At 54.1% G+C, this 21,063-nt stretch carries 17 protein-coding genes; 8 read left to right on the forward strand and 9 right to left on the reverse strand.

Annotation, left to right across the window (positions count from 1 at the left end; genetic code table 11):
* Positions 1-57: 57 nt before the first annotated feature.
* Together KR51_RS19250 and KR51_RS04640 are read right to left on the reverse strand one after the other, a co-directional pair.
* The gene (locus KR51_RS19250; RefSeq protein WP_156914977.1) at positions 58-333 is read right to left on the reverse strand and encodes a hypothetical protein; all 276 of its coding nucleotides are present in this window, start codon (positions 331-333) and stop codon (positions 58-60) included.
* 808 nt (positions 334-1,141) lie between these two features.
* Positions 1,142-2,128, reverse strand: coding sequence for a carbohydrate kinase family protein (locus tag KR51_RS04640; RefSeq protein WP_022605364.1), 987 nt, complete (start codon positions 2,126-2,128; stop codon positions 1,142-1,144).
* Between the two features lie 585 nt (positions 2,129-2,713).
* Between KR51_RS04640 and KR51_RS17290 the strand changes: the two genes are divergently transcribed.
* The 5 genes from KR51_RS17290 to KR51_RS04665 all read left to right on the forward strand — a co-directional run bounded on the left by KR51_RS17290 (position 2,714) and on the right by KR51_RS04665 (position 9,286).
* Complete coding sequence (locus KR51_RS17290) at positions 2,714-3,094, forward strand: single stranded DNA-binding domain-containing protein (protein ID WP_022605366.1); 381 nt, start codon at positions 2,714-2,716, stop codon at positions 3,092-3,094.
* A gap of 259 nt (positions 3,095-3,353) precedes the next feature.
* Positions 3,354-4,664, forward strand: a complete 1,311-nt coding sequence (gene ctpB / locus KR51_RS04650) for a carboxyl-terminal processing protease CtpB (RefSeq protein ID WP_022605369.1) — start codon at positions 3,354-3,356, stop codon at positions 4,662-4,664.
* A gap of 953 nt (positions 4,665-5,617) precedes the next feature.
* Positions 5,618-7,366, forward strand: a complete 1,749-nt coding sequence (locus tag KR51_RS04655; protein ID WP_051358076.1) for an ABC transporter ATP-binding protein — start codon at positions 5,618-5,620, stop codon at positions 7,364-7,366.
* Entirely contained in the window at positions 7,363-8,367 is a 1,005-nt protein-coding gene (locus KR51_RS04660; RefSeq protein ID WP_022605373.1) for a sulfotransferase, read from the forward strand. The genes KR51_RS04655 and KR51_RS04660 overlap by 4 nt, the downstream gene beginning before the upstream one ends.
* 106 nt (positions 8,368-8,473) lie before the next feature.
* On the forward strand, positions 8,474-9,286 hold the full coding sequence (locus tag KR51_RS04665; protein ID WP_040655177.1) for a TlyA family RNA methyltransferase: 813 nt from the start codon (positions 8,474-8,476) through the stop codon (positions 9,284-9,286).
* A 75-nt stretch (positions 9,287-9,361) separates the two neighbouring features.
* On the opposite strand, the gene KR51_RS04670 is transcribed toward KR51_RS04665, so the two are convergent.
* Positions 9,362-9,829 (reverse strand): FHA domain-containing protein, encoded by a 468-nt coding sequence (locus KR51_RS04670; RefSeq protein ID WP_022605377.1) that lies wholly within the window; start codon positions 9,827-9,829, stop codon positions 9,362-9,364.
* A gap of 411 nt (positions 9,830-10,240) precedes the next feature.
* On the reverse strand, positions 10,241-10,516 hold the full coding sequence (gene psaK / locus KR51_RS04675) for a photosystem I reaction center subunit PsaK (RefSeq protein ID WP_022605381.1): 276 nt from the start codon (positions 10,514-10,516) through the stop codon (positions 10,241-10,243).
* Between the two features lie 134 nt (positions 10,517-10,650).
* On the opposite strand from psaK, the gene KR51_RS04680 reads away from it, so the two are divergent.
* A complete protein-coding gene (locus KR51_RS04680) occupies positions 10,651-11,361 on the forward strand; it encodes a phosphoribosylanthranilate isomerase (RefSeq protein WP_084202399.1) in 711 nt (236 codons plus the stop codon).
* A gap of 46 nt (positions 11,362-11,407) precedes the next feature.
* Here the strand turns inward: KR51_RS04680 and arsC are convergent, their stop codons facing one another.
* The 4 genes from arsC to KR51_RS17295 form a co-directional block, all read right to left on the reverse strand.
* Complete coding sequence (gene arsC / locus KR51_RS04685) at positions 11,408-11,818, reverse strand: arsenate reductase, glutathione/glutaredoxin type (RefSeq protein ID WP_022605385.1); 411 nt, start codon at positions 11,816-11,818, stop codon at positions 11,408-11,410.
* A gap of 63 nt (positions 11,819-11,881) precedes the next feature.
* Positions 11,882-13,036: an ACR3 family arsenite efflux transporter gene (arsB, locus tag KR51_RS04690; RefSeq protein ID WP_022605387.1), complete on the reverse strand. Its 1,155-nt coding sequence runs from the start codon at positions 13,034-13,036 to the stop codon at positions 11,882-11,884.
* A gap of 28 nt (positions 13,037-13,064) precedes the next feature.
* Entirely contained in the window at positions 13,065-14,090 is a 1,026-nt protein-coding gene (locus KR51_RS04695) for a PstS family phosphate ABC transporter substrate-binding protein (RefSeq protein ID WP_022605388.1), read from the reverse strand.
* 348 nt (positions 14,091-14,438) lie between these two features.
* Positions 14,439-14,825, reverse strand: coding sequence for an ArsR/SmtB family transcription factor (locus tag KR51_RS17295; RefSeq protein WP_232214527.1), 387 nt, complete (start codon positions 14,823-14,825; stop codon positions 14,439-14,441).
* Between the two features lie 260 nt (positions 14,826-15,085).
* On the opposite strand from KR51_RS17295, the gene KR51_RS04710 reads away from it, so the two are divergent.
* Together KR51_RS04710 and KR51_RS04720 are read left to right on the forward strand one after the other, a co-directional pair.
* Positions 15,086-16,228 (forward strand): HhoA/HhoB/HtrA family serine endopeptidase, encoded by a 1,143-nt coding sequence (locus KR51_RS04710; protein WP_022605391.1) that lies wholly within the window; start codon positions 15,086-15,088, stop codon positions 16,226-16,228.
* Between the two features lie 1,064 nt (positions 16,229-17,292).
* Positions 17,293-17,667, forward strand: coding sequence for a DUF2237 family protein (locus KR51_RS04720; protein ID WP_022605393.1), 375 nt, complete (start codon positions 17,293-17,295; stop codon positions 17,665-17,667).
* A 662-nt stretch (positions 17,668-18,329) separates the two neighbouring features.
* Here KR51_RS04720 and KR51_RS04725 read toward each other — a convergent pair.
* Positions 18,330-19,973 carry an ABC transporter substrate-binding protein gene (locus KR51_RS04725; RefSeq protein ID WP_022605394.1) on the reverse strand — a complete coding sequence of 548 codons (1,644 nt, stop codon included), beginning with the start codon at positions 19,971-19,973 and terminating at the stop codon, positions 18,330-18,332.
* Positions 19,974-21,063 lie beyond the last annotated feature (1,090 nt).

The raw sequence follows: 21,063 nt of genomic DNA on the forward strand, positions 1-21,063 counted from the left end.
AGCATCAGCGTCGGGAGGATGTCACAATCCGCAACAGCACTGGCCTCTCGCTTGAAGTCAACAGGACGATGCCCCTTCAGCTTCGCACCGAGGCGGTAGCGAAGGGTGTCCTAGACGGTTGAGTGGGGTAGCTTCGTCCCATAGGGCTGCGAGCCAGAACTGGACTTCCAAATAACTGGAGAAGCCGCGCTCGTTCTGGAGCTCTTGCAGCACTTGGGCGAGGGCATCGCCAGAGATCGACAGCGGCGGGCCGGTGCGCGGCTCGGTGAGGGCGCTTAAGCCGCTTTCGCGGTAGTACCTGGGGCTTGCTGAAAAAGGGTGGAATGTTCGCAATGAAAGGATCTCAGCGTTTTCTATGCCAGAAAAGTGCAAGGATATAGGCACAAGAACCTCAAAACCCTTGCAATTGGGACGAGAATCCGAGGCAAAAAGCTGGGGCTAGATGGTAAACGCCTGATTCCATAAGCTCTCTGCCTCCTAAATTCGTTGTGGACTTTTTCAGCAGACCCTACCTGAGCCAGCAAGAGACGGTAACTCGGGTGCTGACGAGGAGGCTGTCAACCGGGTTTGCTTGGGAAGCATGCCCAGATTTGAGCCAGTAGAGAGCCTGCAGCTTTTCCTTGACTCTTGCACTGGAGGTAGAGAGAGGAAGGAGCGAAGTTCTCCAGCGTTCTCGGCTATATCGATGCGTGGCTTTCCCATCATGTTGACTCATATTGCGAACCTGGCGCCCTCTATCCGTATTATATTTTCCGGTTTTTTCTAGTAGCCTCAAGTTTGTATCGATGCCAGATCCGCCTCAGAGATTGCAACCACCCACAGCAAGCAAACTTACACGACTGACGGTTATGGATCGAGCAGCCAAGGCTTATGTAGACCGAAGCTAATATTAAATTCGCCCTCGAACAGCTGGGCTTGAATCAACCCCGAGCTCGGAAATTGTCTGTGCAGGCTCCCGACGCAATCGCAGGGCATCTGCTTGGTGGCGGGCAATCGTCAGCCTCGAACTACTCGTGCCGCCGAACCGCTCCATCAAAGCCACTGGTCTTCAAGGGTTTCAAATTCCAGCACCCGGTCCTGACGTAGATTTCAGCACCGCAGTCTTAACATCAAGCAGGCTTGCGCAACCAGACCGGTTGTGCTAATCGCTGACTTGCTCGTGCTCGACTAGGAAGGCTCGCACTTCATCAGCAGTAGGTTGGGCAGCGATCGCGCCCGGTCGCATTGCTGTCAGCGCGCCGGCTGCACAAGCATAGGCGACGACCGCACGCGCAACCTCGGGTTTCTCCAAGCAGGCGATACCGCGATCGCAAAGTTGTTTAACAAATCCAGCAACGAACGCATCGCCTGCACCAGTCGTATCCTGCACTGCAACTGTGTAGGCCGGATACTTACCTTCTGAGGTGTTGAGATAGTAACTCACGGCACCTGCACCATCGGTGACCAGTACGCCTTCCACCGAGTCTAGCTGGTAGGCGATCGCAGCAGCCTCAGCCGTATCGAACAACCAGAGAGCTTCTTCGCGGGCAAGCTTCAAGTAATCGACGTACGGGTAAAGAGTTTGCACGAGGGGCTTAGCTGCTTCGGGGTCGGGCCAGAACGTCGGTCGAGCGTTGACATCGAGGACGATCTTTAGACCGCAAGCCACAGCCAGTTCCAGCGAGCGTAGCACCGCCTGTCGCGCCATGGGATAAGCAAGTTCCAGGGTACCCAGCACTAAAAATTCTGCGCTTTCAAACAGCGCTACGGGAAGCTTATCTGCCTGCAAAAATGCGTCTGCAAATGCATCGGGAGGGATATCCCCAAACCCACCGAATGTTCGATCTCCGCTCTCGGAGCGCAATACGTACACCTGGCGTGTCGGGGCATCCAGATGACGCTGGACTCCGCGTATATTTACACCGGCCTCCGCTAAGACCCCGAGCAGGCGATCGCCAAGAGCATCGGACCCCACGCAACCGATGAATCCAGCGGGTGTATCAAGTTTGCTGATAGCACAGGCTACGTTAGCAGGCGCACCGCCCGAATAGTCCGTCCACGATGCCACCGCACTCGGCGTCGCTCCCGGCCGATCGGCTAGACGATCGTTCAGCAACTCGCCCAAACAAAGTACGCGCGGATCGGTCACGGTTGAGTTCCTCGCTGAAATATTGATGTGGACTCTGCGGCAATCGCTTGGGTTCTAATTTCAGACTGCTCGCACAGGTCAATTAAGCTTTAGAGGCCTTGTCCTGTCAAGACACACCTCTACCATGGGTAGGGCAAACGCATTCTTGGAATCTCAGCTCGATTTTCTCAATGTGCGAGGCTCGAACTGAACTTTCGCAGATCGATAATCTTTTAAAAGAGGTCTCGCTGCCTGCTTTGCCGACTCCCAAATCGACTATTCCGAATCCAAAACGCGAACGATGTGAAGGCAGTGCATCTGTTGCAAGCACTCTAGCTGATTTGAACACCAGCGATCGTTGATATAGTAAAGTTGTCGTGTCCGGCATGTGCTCTCGCTGTAGTTTGGAGGAAGCGCTATCATTCGCCCTCACCGCGTCCTGCATCTAGTCGTTAGCAGCAATTGCCTGCGAGTTGCGGGCGCAAATGTTAAAAACAAAGGGACTGCTGCAACAAATAACGGTAATCGGGCATCTTTGAGAAGCAAATCGCGGCGCATCTTGCCCACGCCACCACCCCGCGCGCCAGATTGTCGAGGCACTCTCCCATGCGTTCTGCAACTCTCCGTTTCCGTCCTGATTTATTCACCCTTGCCTTGCTTGGCAGCACCCAAATTGCTTGTTCGGCAGTGGCACCAGCGGCTGATAGCATCCCTCTCGCCCAAGAGATTGCCAAGATTCCAGAACTGATGGCTACCAGCAGGGCGATGTGGCTCGATGGCACCGTAAGCGCGCGCGCGCCATTTCTCGACGGTGGCGCGTACCAATTGCAGGACGATTCCGGCACGATTTGGGTGTTTGTGGAAACGGCAAGCTTGCCAAACGTGGGCGATCGCGTCCGACTTTTAGGAGAGGCAACCCGCGCGCAGATCGAACTCAACGCTCGCGACTGGGGCGAGGTCTTCGTTCGCGAGCGCGAGCGCTTCTAACGGACTTTTCTGAGACTGCTTCTCATGGCACGCTCAGGTAACGTTCGGTTGCCGATTGCAGAGTACAACCCGGGGGTTTGATTTAAATCGCACGCAAGCGCAACGAGTTGCTCCGAGCCATCTTCGAACCGCTACCCATGTGACCTCAGTCGAATCCCTTGGTTCTAAACCTTCCTTCCCTCTGTTCTCTAAAGCTCCTGGCAGCTCTTCAAATAGCTCAATTGCTATCGTTTGTTCGCACCCACTACTAAGCCCTGCTATGAATCAACCACCCCAGCACTCGTCCGTTCCGAGTCTGTTCCTGCGCGGGGCGATCGCTACGCTTGCTTCGGGCTCGCTATTGGCTGGGGGCTTTACCCCAGCACGTGCCGCCCTTGACGAAAGTCCGAAAACCGTCGTCGATGAAGTGTGGCAGCTCGTCAACCAGCAGTACGTCGATACAGATTTTAACCAGGACGATTGGAAAGCCACGCGTCTTGAGTTACTCGAGCGCCAGTATAGCGATCGTATGGCCGCTTACGAAGCGATCCGCGACGCCTTGAAGAAACTCGGCGACCCTTATACGCGTTTTCTCGACCCAGAGGAATTCGAGGATCTGACCAGCCAGACTTCTGGCGAACTCTCGGGCGTGGGCATTCGTTTGGAGATGAACGAAAGCACTCAAAAGTTGACGATCGTCGAGCCGATTCCCGATTCGCCAGCGGAGGCGGCTGGAGTGGAGTCGGGCGACGAAATCGTCGCGATCAATGGCGAGCCGACGGCGCTGATGGAGCTCGACGAAGCCTCAGCCTTGATTCGCGGCGAGTTGGGTACGCAGGTGCGCCTGACGCTCGAGCGACAGAGCGAAGCATTCGAACTGGTGTTAACGCGAGCGCAAATCGAGCTGCCGACGGTTAGCTACAGCTTGAGACTGGAAAACAACTTGCGCGTGGGCTACATCAAACTGGATGAGTTCAGCTCCCATGCTGCCGAGCAGATGCGCGATGCTATTGAGGATTTGAGCCGCCAAGACGCTCAAGGCTACATCCTCGACCTGCGTGGCAATCCCGGCGGGCTTTTGTTTGCAAGCATTGAAATCGCCCGTATGTGGATGGAGTCCGGCGAAATCGTTTACACGGTGGACCGCCTAGGCGGAGATCGCCACTTCTCTGCAAACAACACTGCCATGACCGATCTACCGCTGGTCGTGCTAGTGGACGGTCGCTCGGCCAGCGCGAGCGAAATTTTGGCCGGCGCGCTGAAGGAGAGCGCGCGGGCAACCATCGTCGGTACGCGCACTTACGGGAAGGGAACGGTGCAGTCGGTGTCATCTTTGTCCGATGGGTCCGGACTGGCGGTGACTGTCTCGCGCTACTTCCCGCCGAGCGGTCTTAATATCAGCCGCCAGGGTATCGAGCCCGATATCGTTACCGAGCTCAGCCAAGAAGATCGCCGCCGCCTGATTGCCGACCCCGATGCGCGAGCTACCACCGGTCGCGATCCACAGTATGCGAGTGCAATCTCCGTACTCGTTGGCGATCCTGTAACGCGCCTGACGCGCTCGGCAGCAACGCCCATCCCCACTCGCTAAGGATGCCATCAACCTGTCAATAAACCTGGTAACGTTAGGTCAGAGAAGGGATCGCGCGATCGCCTCTCTGACCTGCATTTTTGTGGTGCGAACCGCGTGGCTGAGTGAATATCGCGTCATTCTTTAGGGCTGTCTTGTAGGGCTATTTAGAGTAGGCGAGCAAACAGGAGAATCCCGTCGTGGTTTGAGGTCGGCACATAAGACCGATTATCTCGATCGTCAAGAGGTGTTTCGGACGCATCAGGAAAAATTGCTAGCATCGGAAACCTTCAACTTTGACAGCCCCTTGCTTCCCGAGTTGTACCCGCAAGCAGGTAATCCTTGTCCCCACCCAGGTTTCAGGTTTCACTCGGTGCCTGCCACCGTTCTCCCTTGCTGACCATCGCATTAAGAATTTTTTATCAGCTTGTGCATGCTGGCTGATGGCGCCACCTTCGTTGGTTTTCCACCCAGCCTCTGACGTTCGCAGAAGGCTCGGAGTACCGGGTTAAAACGTTTTCCGATCGGTGCTCCTACCTTTACCATATTCCACTCCCCTTTTTTTCAACTTGGCATAAGTTCAAGCACTCTAACTCTAGATCGCAGAATCACATATTCGGTTATGGCACAGAAATCTTTGTGCGTTTGCCCTAGCCTGGATTATTCATGAACTCTTATGCGGAGACCCTAAATCTTTTGCCGTGAAAGGCTTGCAGACTTTTTCGCTGTATGCAGTGCGTTTCTATACACGTAAATGGAGCGTAGTCAGAGCAAGAGTTTGAGGCTTCGTCAAATTCTTCGTCAATAATCCAAGCTAGGAGTCGATAGGTAAGGTTGACAATATTCGCACCCGACCGATACCTTGACGGGAGTGCCAAACTGGGAATCGTTTGGATGCGGTTGAATATGAGTTGGGGACGTGCATGGTCGAAACATTATCGAAAATACTTTCTCTGTTCGATCGACGCGAACGGGTGAAGTTACTAGGGCTACTAGGACTCGTTCTGATTGGGGTTGGATTTGAAACTCTCGGCGTCGGGACCATCTACCCATTTATCGCCGCGCTGGATCATCCGAGCGGTATCGGCGATCGACCCATAATCGGCGGACTCTATCGACAGCTCGGTTCCCCGGACCCCAAGTATTTCTTGGTCGGGATGGGTTCTGTTCTGATCGGCATCTACATATTCAAGAACATCTACTTAGCCTGGGTGTACCTGTTACAGAATCGCTTTGTATACCGCAAGTGCGCGAACTATACCTGCTTGCTATTTCAGAAATACATTCATAGTCCCTACTGGCTCCATATCCAGCGTAATCCGGCACAACTGCTGCGCAATCTCACAGCAGAAGCTACTCTGACAGCAGGAGCCATGAAACAGATACTAATACTTGCAACCGAGATATCTGTGGCAGCTGTCATTGCCTGTTTACTGGTTATCGTGCAGCCGGTGGCGACGTTCGCAGCTGTGGTAGTTCTGGCAACCGTAACTGGAGGGATATACGCCATTGTGCGCGGGCGTTTCAGCAGTCTGGGTAAGAAGCGGCAGTACCATGCCGGGCAGCTATATCAGCATGCCAATCAAGGCTTTGGCGCGCTCAAAGATATCAAGGTCCTGAGCTGCGAGTCTTTTTTTATTGAGCGCTTCTCTACACACCAGCGAGCTATCTGCGAGATACTGCGCTGGCAGAAAACCATCAGCCAGTTCCCGCGCCTTTCCGTCGAGACTGCTGCAGTGACGGGGTTGTTAGCAGTCATTATGGTGATGATCTTGCAGGGGAGTAACTCGGCTAACATGTTGCCGACCCTCTCGGTTTTCGCTGCTGCAGCGTTTCGGTTTATGCCGTCGTTCAATCGAATTGTCAACGCGCTCAATCAATTGCGCTTCAGTGCTCACGCAGTTGATGTCATTCATTATGAGCTGCAAACGTTGCCTACCACCCTTCAGGCTTCCAACCCGGAGGTATTACCACCCATACAGGTAGGTATCGAATTGCACGAGGTGGGATTTCGCTATCCTGGAGTCAACACAGATGCGATCGCGGACATTTCCCTGACGATTCCTTGCGGGCAGTCGGTAGGCTTTGTCGGCGCGTCGGGTGCGGGCAAAACGACCATAGTCGATCTCTTACTTGGGTTATTTGAGCCTACCCAAGGTCAAGTATTGGTAGACGGAAACGATATTCGCGATCGCGTGCGGTCTTGGCGCGAACAGATTGGCTACGTTCCCCAAGCAATTTACCTCAGCGATGATACATTGCGCGCCAATATCGCGTTCGGGGAACTACCCGAGAATATCGACGAAGAAAAAGTGCACCTTGCTGTGAAGTCTGCTCAGCTAGACAAATTCGTCAGCGATTTACCGGACGGGCTCGACACCGTCGTTGGCGATCGCGGCGTGCGACTGTCGGGTGGGCAGCGACAGCGTATCGGCATCGCACGCGCTCTTTATCGCGACCCGCAAGTGTTAGTGTTGGACGAAGCAACGGCAGCTTTGGACAATCAAACCGAAGCCAGCGTGATGGAAGCAGTCGAGCAGCTGAGGGGCGAGCGCACGATTGTCGTCATCGCCCATCGCCTGAGCACTGTTAAGCGTTGCGATCGACTGTATTTCCTTGCTGGCGGGCGTATTGTTGATTGCGGCACCTATACCGAGCTGTGCCAGCGTAATGAGCAGTTTCAGACACTCGCGCAGTTGAGCGGGGTAGGAGGAGGGGAATGAAGCGCCGTGTCGTGTTCGTCATTGGAACTGCGCATTCGGGTTCTACGCTGTTGAGCTTGCTTTTGGGATCGCATCCAGACTGCTGGGGAGTTGGCGAGCTCAACCAGCTACAAAATTACTATCATTTGGGCACGCCGGGCGCAATTGCACAGGCAGCGATCGGTCGCAGCCGCGCCCGCGGGTTAAAGATTTGCGTGGTTTGTGAAAAAGGAACCTGCCCGCTTTGGGACGCGGCGATCGCGCCCGATACGTTCTCGCTGGACCGGCTGTCATTGGCACTGGCCGAACTGGGGGAGGGCGGGTACTTAGCACGTGGGTTGCAAAACCTACAAAACCTACTCCGCCAGCGCTTCGGTGCCTACACGTATTTGCTTGATACCTCGGGGAAGGCGGCGCTGATCGATTCGAGCAAGAGCTTGAGCTGGGTTCGCAACCAACTAAGCGCTCCGGAGTTTCGCAGCGGTCGCCTTGACTGGTATGTTGTCTATCTCGCCCGCGACGGCCGCGCGATTGTCAACTCAGCGCTCCGCAAACGTCCCGAGCTAGGAATCGAACGGGCTAGCCACCGCTGGCAACAGCAGGTGGCAGGACTCGAAAAGTTTTTGGCCGAGTTACCTCCGGAGCGCTACCACCAGCTGAGCTACGAGGACCTATCAACGGCAACTCCCGAGACTCTAGCCGACTTATGTACCCATCTTGGGTTGGATTTCAACCCTGCGATGCTGGTATATTGGCAGGCCGATCACCACCCAATCGGTGGCAATATCGGCGCGCACAGTCTGATTCTCAAGGCAGGCAGGCGCGATGTCTGGAAACCTGGCTTGGGAACGCAAACTTCCAGAGGACAAGAGTTCTTGCAGAGGAAGTGGAAATTTTACGAAGATACCGGTTTCGCTGTAAAGGTTGATTTGCGCTGGCAAGACGAACTCACTGCAGAAGAGCTTGCCTGTTTTGAAGCGATCGCCGGTGCTACAAACGCAGCTTATCGATACGATCCCTAGTACCTTGACTTCCTCGAAAAAAGGGCAGCGTCGTTAAGGCAGGATGAAAGCTCGTCGAAACTGTCTTCTTAAACCTGGGAATGAACAGTTTGTGCCAAAATCATATTTGAAACAACGCTTGGACGTGTTACTTGTGGAGCGGGGGTTATGTGCCTCTCGTCAGCAGGCACAGCGGGCGATCCGGGCAGGCGAGGTACGGGTAGATCGCGCTCTAGTCGATAAGCCCGGCACGGAAGTGGCGGTAGCAGCAGCAATCGAACTCCACCAGAAACCGCCTTATGTCTCGCGCGGTGGAGAGAAGCTGGCGAAGGCCCTCAATACTTTCGCGATCTCGCCCGACGATCGTGTCTGTCTTGACGGCGGCATCTCTACAGGTGGCTTTACCGATTGCTTGCTTCAGGCAGGGGCCAGGCGAGTTTACGGCATTGATGTCGGTTACGGGCAAGTTGCCTGGAGCTTGCGACAGGATCCTCGCGTCGTTCTTAAGGAACGCACGAACTTGCGCAATCTCCAGCCCAAGTCACTTTATTGCAACGGCGACCCGCGTCCGGATCTGGGCGTCGCAGATTTGTCCTTCATCTCGCTGACCAAGGTCTTGTCGCCAATATGGGCACTGCTGGTGCCGCCTCGTGAATTACTGGCATTGGTTAAGCCGCAGTTTGAGGTAGGCAAAGACCGTATTGGCAAAAAAGGCGTTGTTCGCGATCTAGGCGATCGCGCCCAGGCAATTTGGCAGGTGCTTGAAGCAGCTCGCGCTTGCGGTTGGCACGGGAGCGGGCTGACTCATTCACCTCTCACCGGTCCGGCAGGCAATATTGAATTCTTGTTACACCTTAAAACAACAGACCCAGAGCAACTTGGGAACTTTGATACTTTGCGTACAGTGGTCCTAGAGGCCGAAATGGACTTGAGACGATAGTGAGTTCGTTGCCGCTAGCGTATACGTTTAGAGCAAAGGCTCTTCCCGCAACACATCAGGTACCCAAGATTTACCTCAGCTCGGGTCTTCAACTTGCGTTTCCTTGGCGCGCTGAAGTTCTTCTCGAGAAATTGAACGTCGCCGTTCGCGAAGGGTTCTTGCAGGCCGATCTTCGGCTCCGCCAACGTGAGTTGTTCGCCGTCCCGAACCCACCAGCGTTCGCTTGCGTCCGGGATTCTCCTGAGGCTTCGTCCAAATCTGAATTTGCGGACCTGAGCTGGCTAAACGTACGATCATACCGTTGATAACTGGTGCTCGGCTAACGCGCTTGCCCTGAGTAAACGTTCCATTTGAGCCAACATTAACCAGCTCCCACTCCAAACCCTTGCGGCGCAACTCCACATGATGGCGTGAAACCACGGCGCTGAAGAGCGTTACCTCATTACGCCGCGACCGTCCGATGCGAATCAGGGGTTGAGGCTCGAACGTCCACGTCTGGACCGGTACGGACTGAAGCGGGTGCAACAAGGTCAAAGTGATCATAAAGGGTGCAACTCGCAAGGACTCGCCGGTCGGGTGTTGGTCTCGTTCTGCTTCAACAATGCCGCCCAAAGAGAAAGGGGATTGCCCTGACGTGCCGGACTCGGCAGCCCGACCATACCGTCAGTAGTGGGCGATGCCCCCGGACTGCCGACTCTGGGTAGATTTGAGGCAAAAACTAGCATTTCTGGAATACTCCTTATTGTTACCGATCGCCGACCCGCTTGTCCTGCACTTTCATGCAAAACACAGCTTATCTGCGATCGCAAACACAGGATTTTAAGCTCCAAAAAGAAATATGAAAAGAGCCGACAAAAGAATCCTCTGCTTGCCAAGTGAAGCAGAGGAAGAAACAGTGCAAAGTCAGCTAGCCCTCATCCACTTCCGTGGAGCCAACCGCGCGCAGACGCGAGTCTAGAGAATACCCGCGTTAGCCAAACCGAGGATCGCGCCAGCGCCAAGAATATGGCCGAAGCTGGTAACAGCAAGCAGCTCGGGCACGCCGAACTTCTCGAGGAGGGCGGGCTTAGGTCCCGGTAACTCCGGTCCGACGCCTTTTTGCTGGATAGCAAACCGGCCAATAGCAAAGGCTAAAAGGTTGCAAGCGATCATGACGATGGCAACCGAACTACTCCACTCAGCTGTATGAGAAACGGCCGCAGCAAGGATCGATAGTTGGGCAGTTAACACGAAGGGGTCTCCTCAAAAGTTGTTATGGTTTTGCTAACGCCCTAGATTCTATCGGCGTTGAACTTTGCAAACGTCAGTACGTTTAAAGAATTCACAATTGTCGTATAGATTTGCAACATTTGTTGCGGTGGACCTTGCGTGTCAAAATCTGTGGAATAACCCAACCCGAACAGGGGCGAGCGATTGCCGACCTCGGTGCGAGCGACCTCGGATTCATTTGCGTGCCCTCATCTCCCCGCTACGTGACGGTATCGCAGCTAGCCGCGATCGGTACCCAGTTGCCGGCTGGCGTCCGACGGGTGGGTGTGTTTGCCAACTCAACAGCTGACCAGATCTCTACAACGGTAAGGGCGGCGGGGTTGACTGCCGTGCAGCTCCACGGACGCGAATCCCCAGCTGACTGCCAGCATGTGCGCGCCTGCTTGCCAGACATCGAGCTGATCAAAGCGCTGCGGGTGCGATCGCCTCAGACGCTGGAGCAGGCCCAAACTTACGCAGGGGCGGCCGATACACTGCTGCTCGATGCCTATCATCCGCAACAACTCGGCGGTACGGGTCAGACGCTCGATTGGGAAACGCTTGCCCAATTTCGGTCGCCACTCTCGTGGTTGTTGGCAGGGGGTCTCAACCCCGACAACATTGCGGACGCCCTGCGCGCACTGTGCCCGGATGGGATCGACCTGTCGAGCGGCGTGGAGATCGAGCCGGGTATTAAGGACCTTAAGCGCGTAGAGTTGCTATTCGCACGGTTGCAAGCAGTGTCTGCCGAGCGCCCCCCATCCGTACCTTGTCGCGGTGCAATCGTTAAAGAGCAAATGATATCGCGGCGAGCACTGCCAACTTAACGCTCGATAAGGATCGCAGCGGGCAATACGAGAGTTGGAGCCGAGCTCAGGTTGGGGTTGCTCGACTGCGGAGTTCGGCCAGTAAGGCGGTGACGCGATCGCGAATTTCGTCGCGAACGCGCGGGAAAATCTCCGGCTGCTCGGCCGGATCGTCTAGCTGCCAGTCCGCGAAGACCGGGCGCGTCACCCAGGCGGGCGGTAAGTTGACTCCGCAGCCACACAACGAAATAACTGCATAGAAGTCCTCAGCTTGAAAGTCACCAAGCGCTTTGGAACGCTGGTGGCTGATATCGATACCCACCTCTTTCATGGCCGCGATCGCCTCGGGGCGGACTTGGCTGGCTTCCAATCCCGAGCTCGCGATCCCGAACTCGCCGTCGGACAGCGCGTTGGCAAATCCCTCTGCCATTTGCGATCGCGCCGAATTTTTCTTGCACACGAACATCACGCGCTGCATTGAATTTCTCCCGCTTTTCCGTCTGTTTTTCCCAAAACAACTATCGCGTTGCAACTTTTGAAGCTACTGTAAAGGATGCGCGCAACGCGGGTCGCGCAACGTGGCGCGATCTGGATCGCGAGGGAACCATGCTGCCGTTCGCTTGCATACTTCAACAAGCATTAACATTACCGGCACTTCGATCAAAACGCCGACAACAGTTGCTAACGCTGCACCTGAGTTCAGCCCGAAAAGAACGACAGCCGTTGCAATGGCAACCTCGAAATGGTTGCTCGCTCCAATCAACGCCGCTGGGGCAGCATCTTCGTAGGTCAGGCCGAGCTTCTGAGCGGCAACGTAGGTAATGAGGAAGATGAAATTGGTTTGCAGAAACAGAGGGACTGCAATTAGCAAAATGTGGAGGGGGCTGCGGACAATCACTTCACCCTTCAATGCGAACAAGAGCACTAACGTAGTCAGCAATGCAACGACAGCAACCGGACCCAGGCGCTTGAGAAATTGGTTCTCAAACCAGTCCCGGCCTTTATTACGGAGGATCCAATGACGGCTATAGACCCCTGCCAACAGCGGTAGACCGACGTAAATCAGCACCGACAGTACAATTGTCTCCCACGGCACGGTCAAATTGTTGGCTGCCAGCAACCAGCGTCCAAGCGGTGCGTAGAGAAACAACATTGCCAGGGAGTTGATTGCAACCATAACCAAGGTGTGTCCTTGATTGCTGTAAGACAAATATCCCCACATCAAGACCATTGCCGTACAGGGGGCAATTCCAAGCAAGATTGCCCCAGCGATGTACGAATTTGCAATTACAACTTCAGTACCGCGAATGAGTTCCGTGCCCGTCAGTAGCGGGCGAAACAACCATCCGATAAAAAACTGTGCAAAGGCAACCATCGTAAATGGCTTGATCAGCCAATTTACAACAAGTGTTAGTATTACAGGCTTGGGCGCGTGCGCTGCTTGCCTTGCTTGTCCGAAATCGATCTTAACCATGATGGGATACATCATGAAAAACAAGCAGATCGCGATCGGAATCGACACTTGATAAATGCTGATTTGGTCTAGCGCGATCGCTACAGCTGGAAACAAACGCCCCAGACCAATTCCGACAAATATGCATAGCACTACCCAAACCGTGAGATAGCGCTCGAAGAAATTCAGACGGCTGCCGGCCTTTAAGACTGGCGAGCTCGTTTCTGATGTATTTACACTCAAGATTCCTTCACTCCATGAATCGATCGGACTAAAACTCTGCACGTCTTCGTTGCAATTCGGGAATGGTCAAATCGAACTGTGACCGACCCCCAAAGACCGTCCCTACTTCGTTGTTGTGAAAAGTGACTTCGTTGATATGGTACGACTCATCGGTTAAGGCAATGTAGCCCACCGTAGGGATAACGAAGGAAGCATTTTCCATGTAAAACTTCACGAATTCCCTTAGAGAGGGATTGTTCTGAGCTGATTCGGCATTGACGTAGATAAACAGCGGGCGGGCCAAGGGGCGATATTGTGCTGCATGAACCGTTTCGGGGGACGGCAAGATCGGTCCGCTACCGTTGTCGATCGCAATGGCTTTGAGTCCGTCCGAATTCGCTTCGTAGTAAGCCATGCCAAAGTAGCCGAGTGCATTTGGATCTTGACTGACGCCCTGTACGAGGATTTCATCATCTTCGGCCGCTAAGTAGTCATCTCGGCTTGCCCCCGCAGTGCCAACGATCGCCTCAGTGAAGTAGTCGAAAGTTCCAGAATCTCGTCCCGGTGCGTAAAGGTTTAGGGGGCGATCGGGATACTCAACGCTCACTTGGTTCCAGCGTTTAACCGTCCCTTTGGCTGCGGGTTCCCAAATCGCCTTCAACTCTCGTACGGTAATGCTGTCGAGCCAATCGTTTTTCACGTTAGCCACCACTGTTAGCGCATCAAAAGCAATTGGCAGCTCGATGTATGCAATACCTGCTTCGCGGCACGCATCCATTTCTTCCACAGAAATTGGGCGCGAGGCGTTGCTGATGTCAGTGTTGCCAGCGCAAAACTGCTCGAACCCACCTCCCGTGCCGGAAACATTGACAGCGATCGCGGTAGAGATTCGATCGTCGACTAGAAATGCATCGACAACAGCTTGGGTAATAGGATGAACGGTGCTCGATCCGTCAATGCGAATACTTGCTCTCTCGGGTTCGTCGGGCGCGCAGGCAGTTAAGGCAAGTGCAGCCCCCAGAACAGCAGCAATCGTACTAACAAATGTAGATGTGTCGGCATAACGACCGTTCATTTAAATGCTCTCCCTCAATGGCAACAAGTTAAATTAAGGCATCCAACAGCCGCCAATGCAGACCCAGTGTTGGTTGTTTTCGCTACAAGGATTGACTATTTTTTGCTTGTAGTAAGGTGCAGGGGTAGCTCTTGCGGTTGATGAAGAAGTTGGGGAGCTGCTTCCAAAACGACCCGTCTTGCAATGACAGCCAATTGGGACTTCCATTTTGAAGATCGTACCGAACCACTATGTCCTCGCAATATTTTGTCTTTGCCATATTTATGATGTCGGTTGATGTCAGCTCGAGCCACAAATAATGGCGGTCGAGCACTGGTTTCGAGTCAGAGCTTAAACGAACTCTAGCTTTCAACAACACGAGCGACTGCGATGCAAGCCCGGATTGCTGACAAACGCAGTCACTACCGTCCGAAACCGCTCGATCGCCGCGGGATCGACACAGTAGCAGACGCGCGGACCGTCGACTTCACCTCGAATGAGCCCGACTTGCTTGAGTACCCGCAAGTGCTCGGACACCGTGGATTGGGCGAGTCCGACAACCTGCACGACATCGCCACAGATACAAGGGCTTCCCATTAACAAGCGTAGAATTTGCACCCGGGCTGGATGTCCCAGCGCTTTACATAGCTCAGCCAGTTCCTTATCGGTCGCAACGTCGGTTGCGCGCTCGACAGCTCTTTCCTCGGGATAACCATCGATGGCAGCGTGTGCGGCAGTTGCGTGGGATAAAATCACAAGCTTCATCGTTAATCGACGATTATAGATTACCATGCGCGACGGGCATAGCGTCAAGGACGGCACCGCCGCTGCCTGCAAAACGGCAAGAAACTGCCACAATAGCGATCGAGCCGCATGCGGCGGACGTTTGGCAGGGGGAGATCGCGCGATCGCCTGCGCAGGTCGCCTCCTCTGAGAGTTCGCGAACGATTCCCCAACGCCCGAGTCGTAATGCGGACGGACTCCTAAGTTAGATGGAATTGGGGTGGATCTGGTCTATGAGCATCATCGCGCGGCTGCAGCACATCATCGTAGTAGGGATCGCGGTTGCGATTTTGACTTTCGGTATTGAGGGGAACGCCCGTGCGGACGCGATCGCCCTCAACTCGTCGACCTTGCCGGTGGGCAGTAGTTTTGTGAGCGATGCTGTCGAAGCGGTCGGTCCAGCCGTAGTGCGCATCGACACCGAAGCCACGATCGAGCAATCCAACCCGTTTGCAGAAGACCCTTTTTTTCGGCAGTTTTTCGGTGAGGACTTTTTTCCAGCCCTGCCGCAAGAGCGGACTGTTCGCGGTCAAGGATCCGGGTTCATTGTCGATCGCAGCGGCATCGTCTTGACTAACGCACACGTCGTCAGCAATACGGATCGCGTGGTCGTTACCTTAAGGGACGGGCGGCGTTATGAGGGAACGGTTTGTGGTAGCGACCCGTTAACCGATCTAGCAGTTGTAGACATCGACGATGGCGATGACTTGCCCGTGGTCGCACTCGGCGACTCCGACCTCGTCCGCGTTGGGGACTGGGCGATCGCGGTGGGCAACCCGCTCGGTTTGGACAACACAGTCACCCTGGGGATAATCAGCACGCTGGAGCGCTCGAGCGCGAAAGTCGGTATTCCCGACAAACGCTTGGATTTTCTCCAAACGGATGCCGCTATCAACCCGGGCAACTCCGGCGGACCGCTCCTCAACGGCCGCGGGGAAGTCATCGGTATCAATACTGCTATCCGCGCTGACGCTAACGGGATCGGCTTTGCCATTCCGGTCAACAAAGCCAAAGAAATCTATCCAACGCTCGCGCGCGGCGAGCAAATCGACCATCCCTACATCGGCATTCGCCTGATGACCCTGACACCAGCTTACGCTGCCCGGGTCAACAGCGATCCGAACTCGACAATTGTGCTGCCAGAAACCAATGGTGTGCTTGTGCTGGCAGTGGAGCGTGGGACGCCCTCCGAGCAGGCAGGATTGCGGCGCGGCGACGCAATTGTCGCGGTCGACGGTGAGGCAATCGCGTCGGCGGAGCAGTTGCAGCGGCAGATAGAGAACAGCAAGATCGGTCGGGCAATTGAGCTCAAGGTTCTGCGCGGCGAGATGGAACGCCTGCTGTCGGTTAAACCGATGCAGATGCCAATGTCCTAGGCGCTGTTAAACGTTTTCAGTTACTCGATTCGGGCAGCGTTCGAACGGACAATTCAGATGCTATTGGCAGTGCAATTTCTGGCAATGCCCGCAGAACTACGAAATCCTTCGAACGCCGATAAGTTGTGGTCAGGCGTGGTGGTTGAGGTAAGGACCTTTCCTCGCGCTGCCCTGCATACCCCATCTAGAATTGAACGCTTGGCGTTATTTTTAATCAAGCCAAACCATTGTGATTTTTTTGCGATCTGAAAGTTGAGCTTTACCGCTGGCAATTCTCAACAGGGCAAGTTCACCCAAAACGACATTGAGTTTAACCCCCCTTTTTGTGCGGTCATCTTAGGTGGGATAGAAAACGGTCACTCCGAAAAATTGCCGGATTATGTCGTACCTGCGGCTGAAATGCTCATGATGCCAGCAGACCTTTGGTCTTGAGCGAATTAATTGAGGTGCACAAACGTTAGATCTTGGTCTCGCACTGCAGCAACAGTAAGCGGTCAGGCAGGCAAGTGCTTGCAAAATCGGCGAGTTCGCGACTGAACTTGAGGAGAAAAAAAACGAACGCGCCCTCAGGCTGCTAGCTTTGAATTGCCCTTGGCTTTCGCTTCGGGATTCCCTTGCCAGCAAGCAACGGTGGAGTTGCAAAAGTGTTAAGGTTGCTGCTGCTTCGAGCTTGTCACGAACTGGCAAGGATTTTGTACCCTGCAAAATCATCGGTCGGGTAGCTGTCAAATTTAACCATAGAACTGTGAGCCATGAGTGCCGCCTCGAGTCGGGAACTCTTCAGCCATGCGCCCGAACAGGTGTAAGCTATGAGCGAGTCACACAACTTGTGCGATCTGAATCGATTGTGGAGCGAACTTCTGAATTTGTGAACTCCTCACGAAAAAAATTAGCTAATTGTACGATTTGACTGTGACTGGCAGTGGGTGCCCCCCCTGTCTATTGGGGCAGGCTCCCTGAAACGAAACTATGTTGGGTTCTGCCAAACCAGGACTGCATTATCCCGACATCTATCAAACAGGCGTATCTATTCAAGTAAACCCAAATTAATGGAGGCGGCGATCGTGTCCGAAGCTAAAAATGTTCTCGGCGAGTCCCTAGCTCCTTGCTGTACCGATCCGATGACTGGGTACTTTCGCACCGGCACCTGCGACACGGGAGCGGGCGACTTCGGAGCTCACGTGGTATGTGCACAAGTAACTGAAGAGTTTCTGGAATTCACAAAAATGCGTGGGAACGATCTCAGCACTCCCCAGCCAGGGTTTGGCTTTCCCGGACTGAAGCCGGGCGATCGCTGGTGCCTTTGCGCCGCACGTTGGCAGGAAGCTGTCGATGCCGGTGTGGCTCCGCCCGTGGTACTGGCAGCCACGCATGTAACTGCACTGGAGTTTGTTTCCCATCGCGAGCTAGAGCTTCACGCAATCGACAAAAAGGATTAGTTTATGCACCTGGCGATGAGGTAAGGCAATCCTACTGATTAGCCCAGGCTATCCTGCCATCCGTTTTCCAACCATCGACTTACGAGCTATCGCAGTTAAGGAACTGCTTCAATCATTTCAAGCCTAAAACGACTCTGCATCGAGACTTCCATTCTGAAAGTTGTCTAGACGCCGTCTTCCTTTTCTATAGATTGCAGTCATGACGGGATCTAGATCGAGCATCTGAGGAGTCCTGAGTTGAGGATTGCCCCAAGAATCACCACGCAAAGCTCATAAAAAAAGCTAGGCAACCATTCGGCAGAAGAAGTTGACAGACGAGCCGCATGCACTCTCGAGTCCGGTTTGCGCCTCCTTTTGCAGGCATTTTGCAAGTAGGTGGTATACCCAATCCCTAGCCTGGAGTATTCATGAACTCTTATGCGGAGACCCTAAACCTATTGCCTTGCAAGGCTTGCAGACTTTTTCGCTCAATGACAGTACGTTTCTATACACGTAGATTGGAGCCTAGTCAGAGCAAGGGTTTGAGGCTTCGTAAAATCTTCGAGAATAATCCAGGCTAGGGGATATTTCGATTCTGATAGCGACCGTGCGAAAACATTCCCTTGCTTTGCAACCGGCCGTTCAGAGCCACCTTTAGGTGTAGCAGGCTGGAGACATCGCAGCTATTTGGCGATCGTCCAGAATGGAAAGTCCTGGCTGGGATTGATCGTCACGCCGTCAATGCCTTTGCGAGCAAACGCGTAATCTTTACTCTGCCACAATGGGATATATGGTACCTCTTCAGCCAAGATCGCTTGAATTTCGGCAAAAAGTTCTTGGCGCGCAACTGGATCTTGGCTCCCTCGCTGTTGCTCGATCAACTGATTGACGCGATCGCTATAGAAAAACGAGCCTTGCGATTGAGCAGCCCCTTCAATACAGCCGTCTGCGTCCGATCCGTTATTGCAGTAGAGAAATGGCTGCACGTAGTTGTCGGCGTCGAGAAAATCGGGATACCAATCGACTAAAAACGTCGGGTAGATGCCCTTCGAAATGTTGCTAAAGGCTGTCGCCGACTCGACACTGCGCGGCTCGAATTGCAACAGTCCGCTGAGTTCTCGGTCGGCATAGGCCTTGAGTGTTGTCGCAACCGAGCTGCGAATAGTCGAGCCTGATGGGTGCCAAACCTCAATTTGCACGGGATTCTTGGTTGAGAACCCTTCTGCTTCCAGCAGCGCGCGCGCGCGTTCGACGTCCCCGTCACCGTAAACTTCTTCGAACACCGGCTCGTAAGCAGGGAATGCGGAGGGTACGAGACTGTAAATCGGTTCGCCCAACCCTTGCAAGACGCGTTCGACGATCAGCGGTCGGTCCACAAGCGCCGCGATCGCTTGCCTTACTTCCTTGCGATCGAGTGGCGGTTGGTTGCGGTTCAGCACCATATAGTTCAACACCGTGCCAGGAGCTGCTATCGCCTGCCATTGCCCGGCATCTGCGCCGCTCAGCAGCGTAGCGATCTGACTGGCGTCAAAGGTTTGATAGGCAATGTCGACATCGCCGGTACGAAAGGCGTTAAATAGGTTTGCGGAGTTACTGGCGTAGATCTGGATATCCACGCCCTCATTAGCCGGGCGATCGCCCCAGTAATCGGGGAATGGCTCGAGACGAAGGGAGTCGCTAGCGAACTCGGCCAGTCGATAGGGTCCAGTTCCAACGAAGACATTGGGGGTGAACTCGCCCGCCCCGATTGTGTAAGCTTGCGGTGAAACCGCGCATGTGCCTGGAAATGCTAGGAGCGCCGGAAATGCAGCAAACGGTTGCGAAAGCTGCACGGTCAATTCGTATTCGCCAGTTGCTTCTACTGATTCGACGATATCAGCGAGCAGGAAAGCCGGCTTACCGCCGTTTTCGATAAATCGCTGCAGTGAAAAGGCCATTGCTGCCGCATTAAACGGTTCTCCGTCATGGAAAGTAACTCCTTCGCGTACGGAAATGACGTACGTTTTGCCGTCGGGGCTGATGGTGGGAAATTTTGTGGCAAGTTGCGGCTTGAGTTCGGTTGTCCCCAAATCGTAAGTGTAGAGGCTGTCACCGAGGTTGTAGAGTACTCCCAATCCAGCCAACTCGTAGATGTCCGCTGGGTCGAGAGTGCGCGGTTTAAGCGTCGTTCCAATCACGACGCGCTGGCTGGTTGCCGGATCCTCACTGCCGCTGCCATCTGTTTCGGTTGGCGGGCGATTGCAGCTGGCAGCGAGAACGGCGCACAAACAAAATAGACCGACGTATACAGTGAATCGGCGCAGAAGGGCAGAAGACAATCCGGTCATAGCTTTCGCTTGCAGGATAGGGTTTTGGCAACAATTTCAAATGAACGGGTACGGAGCGGCCATTGCGTTCAGCCCCCGCATTGCCCGAGCAGATGCATTAATAGCAAACGGGCTTCACCGTGTGCAAGGGCTTGAAATATATATCATGTTCGATCGGTCGCGTGCTGAGGGAGTGTTGCGGTAACACTAGCGGCACCGGTCGCTAGGCTTGAGCAGTGAACCGTTCAAGATTGACCGGTACCCGGAGGAACGGGCAACTACTTAGCAAGCGTCAGTACTATTTTTGGTCCGAAAAAGTCGCTAGCGAAAATTCTGGTGCGGATTCGGGCAAGCTTAATTTGTAAGGGCAAGAAAGGGGGAGCAGACCGCGCTCGGGGCGTCGCGGCCGCCGAACTAGCTGCTGTCTCGTGCACTTGTTACTCTCACAACAGAGTTGCTCGGACAATACGCTAGAACACTCCCCCCCCCTCACTCTAGAACTTTTTACCCTGGATACGCAAAAAGGAGGGCTTCCCTTCTAGGGCAAACATATATAGATTTCTCTACCATGACCGGAATGAGTTTCAGCTTTCGAGAGTGCTTGAACGTCGCTCTCTGTTCTCAAACAGTCCAGAGCGACGTTCAACTTCATTTCGGAAGTCGAGCTGAGGTTGCGAGCATGCGTTAGCGCTAGCCCCCCTTCCCAGCGAGCCCCCTTAAGGTTGTGTAAAAGACGCTTAAAACATATAACGTAATACCAGGGCAATGAATTCAGCCTATTGGTGCGATTGAGTATGCTCCTCAACCCGGTTCGTTCTCTGAATATTGCAGCCAAGCGAGCGATCTACATCCTACTTATAATCCCCAGCCCGCGACGATCGGCTTGCAGAACGTACATTTAGCGCAACTCAGTCAGACTTTTTGCTGCAAATCGTGCGTATTGGTATTTCTTGTGATTCAGCCTACAGCTTGGCTAGTTGGTGACATCCTCCCGACGCTGATGCTACGCATACAGCGTGGGCTTCCTCAGTGACTCTCAGCTACTGCTGAGACATTTCCTGAGAGATTAAGGGCTTGATGTCCCACAGCCCTATTGAGGATATTGATCGCC

Origin of the sequence: Rubidibacter lacunae KORDI 51-2, from assembly GCF_000473895.1 — a bacterium.
GTDB lineage: Bacteria > Cyanobacteriota > Cyanobacteriia > Cyanobacteriales > Rubidibacteraceae > Rubidibacter > Rubidibacter lacunae.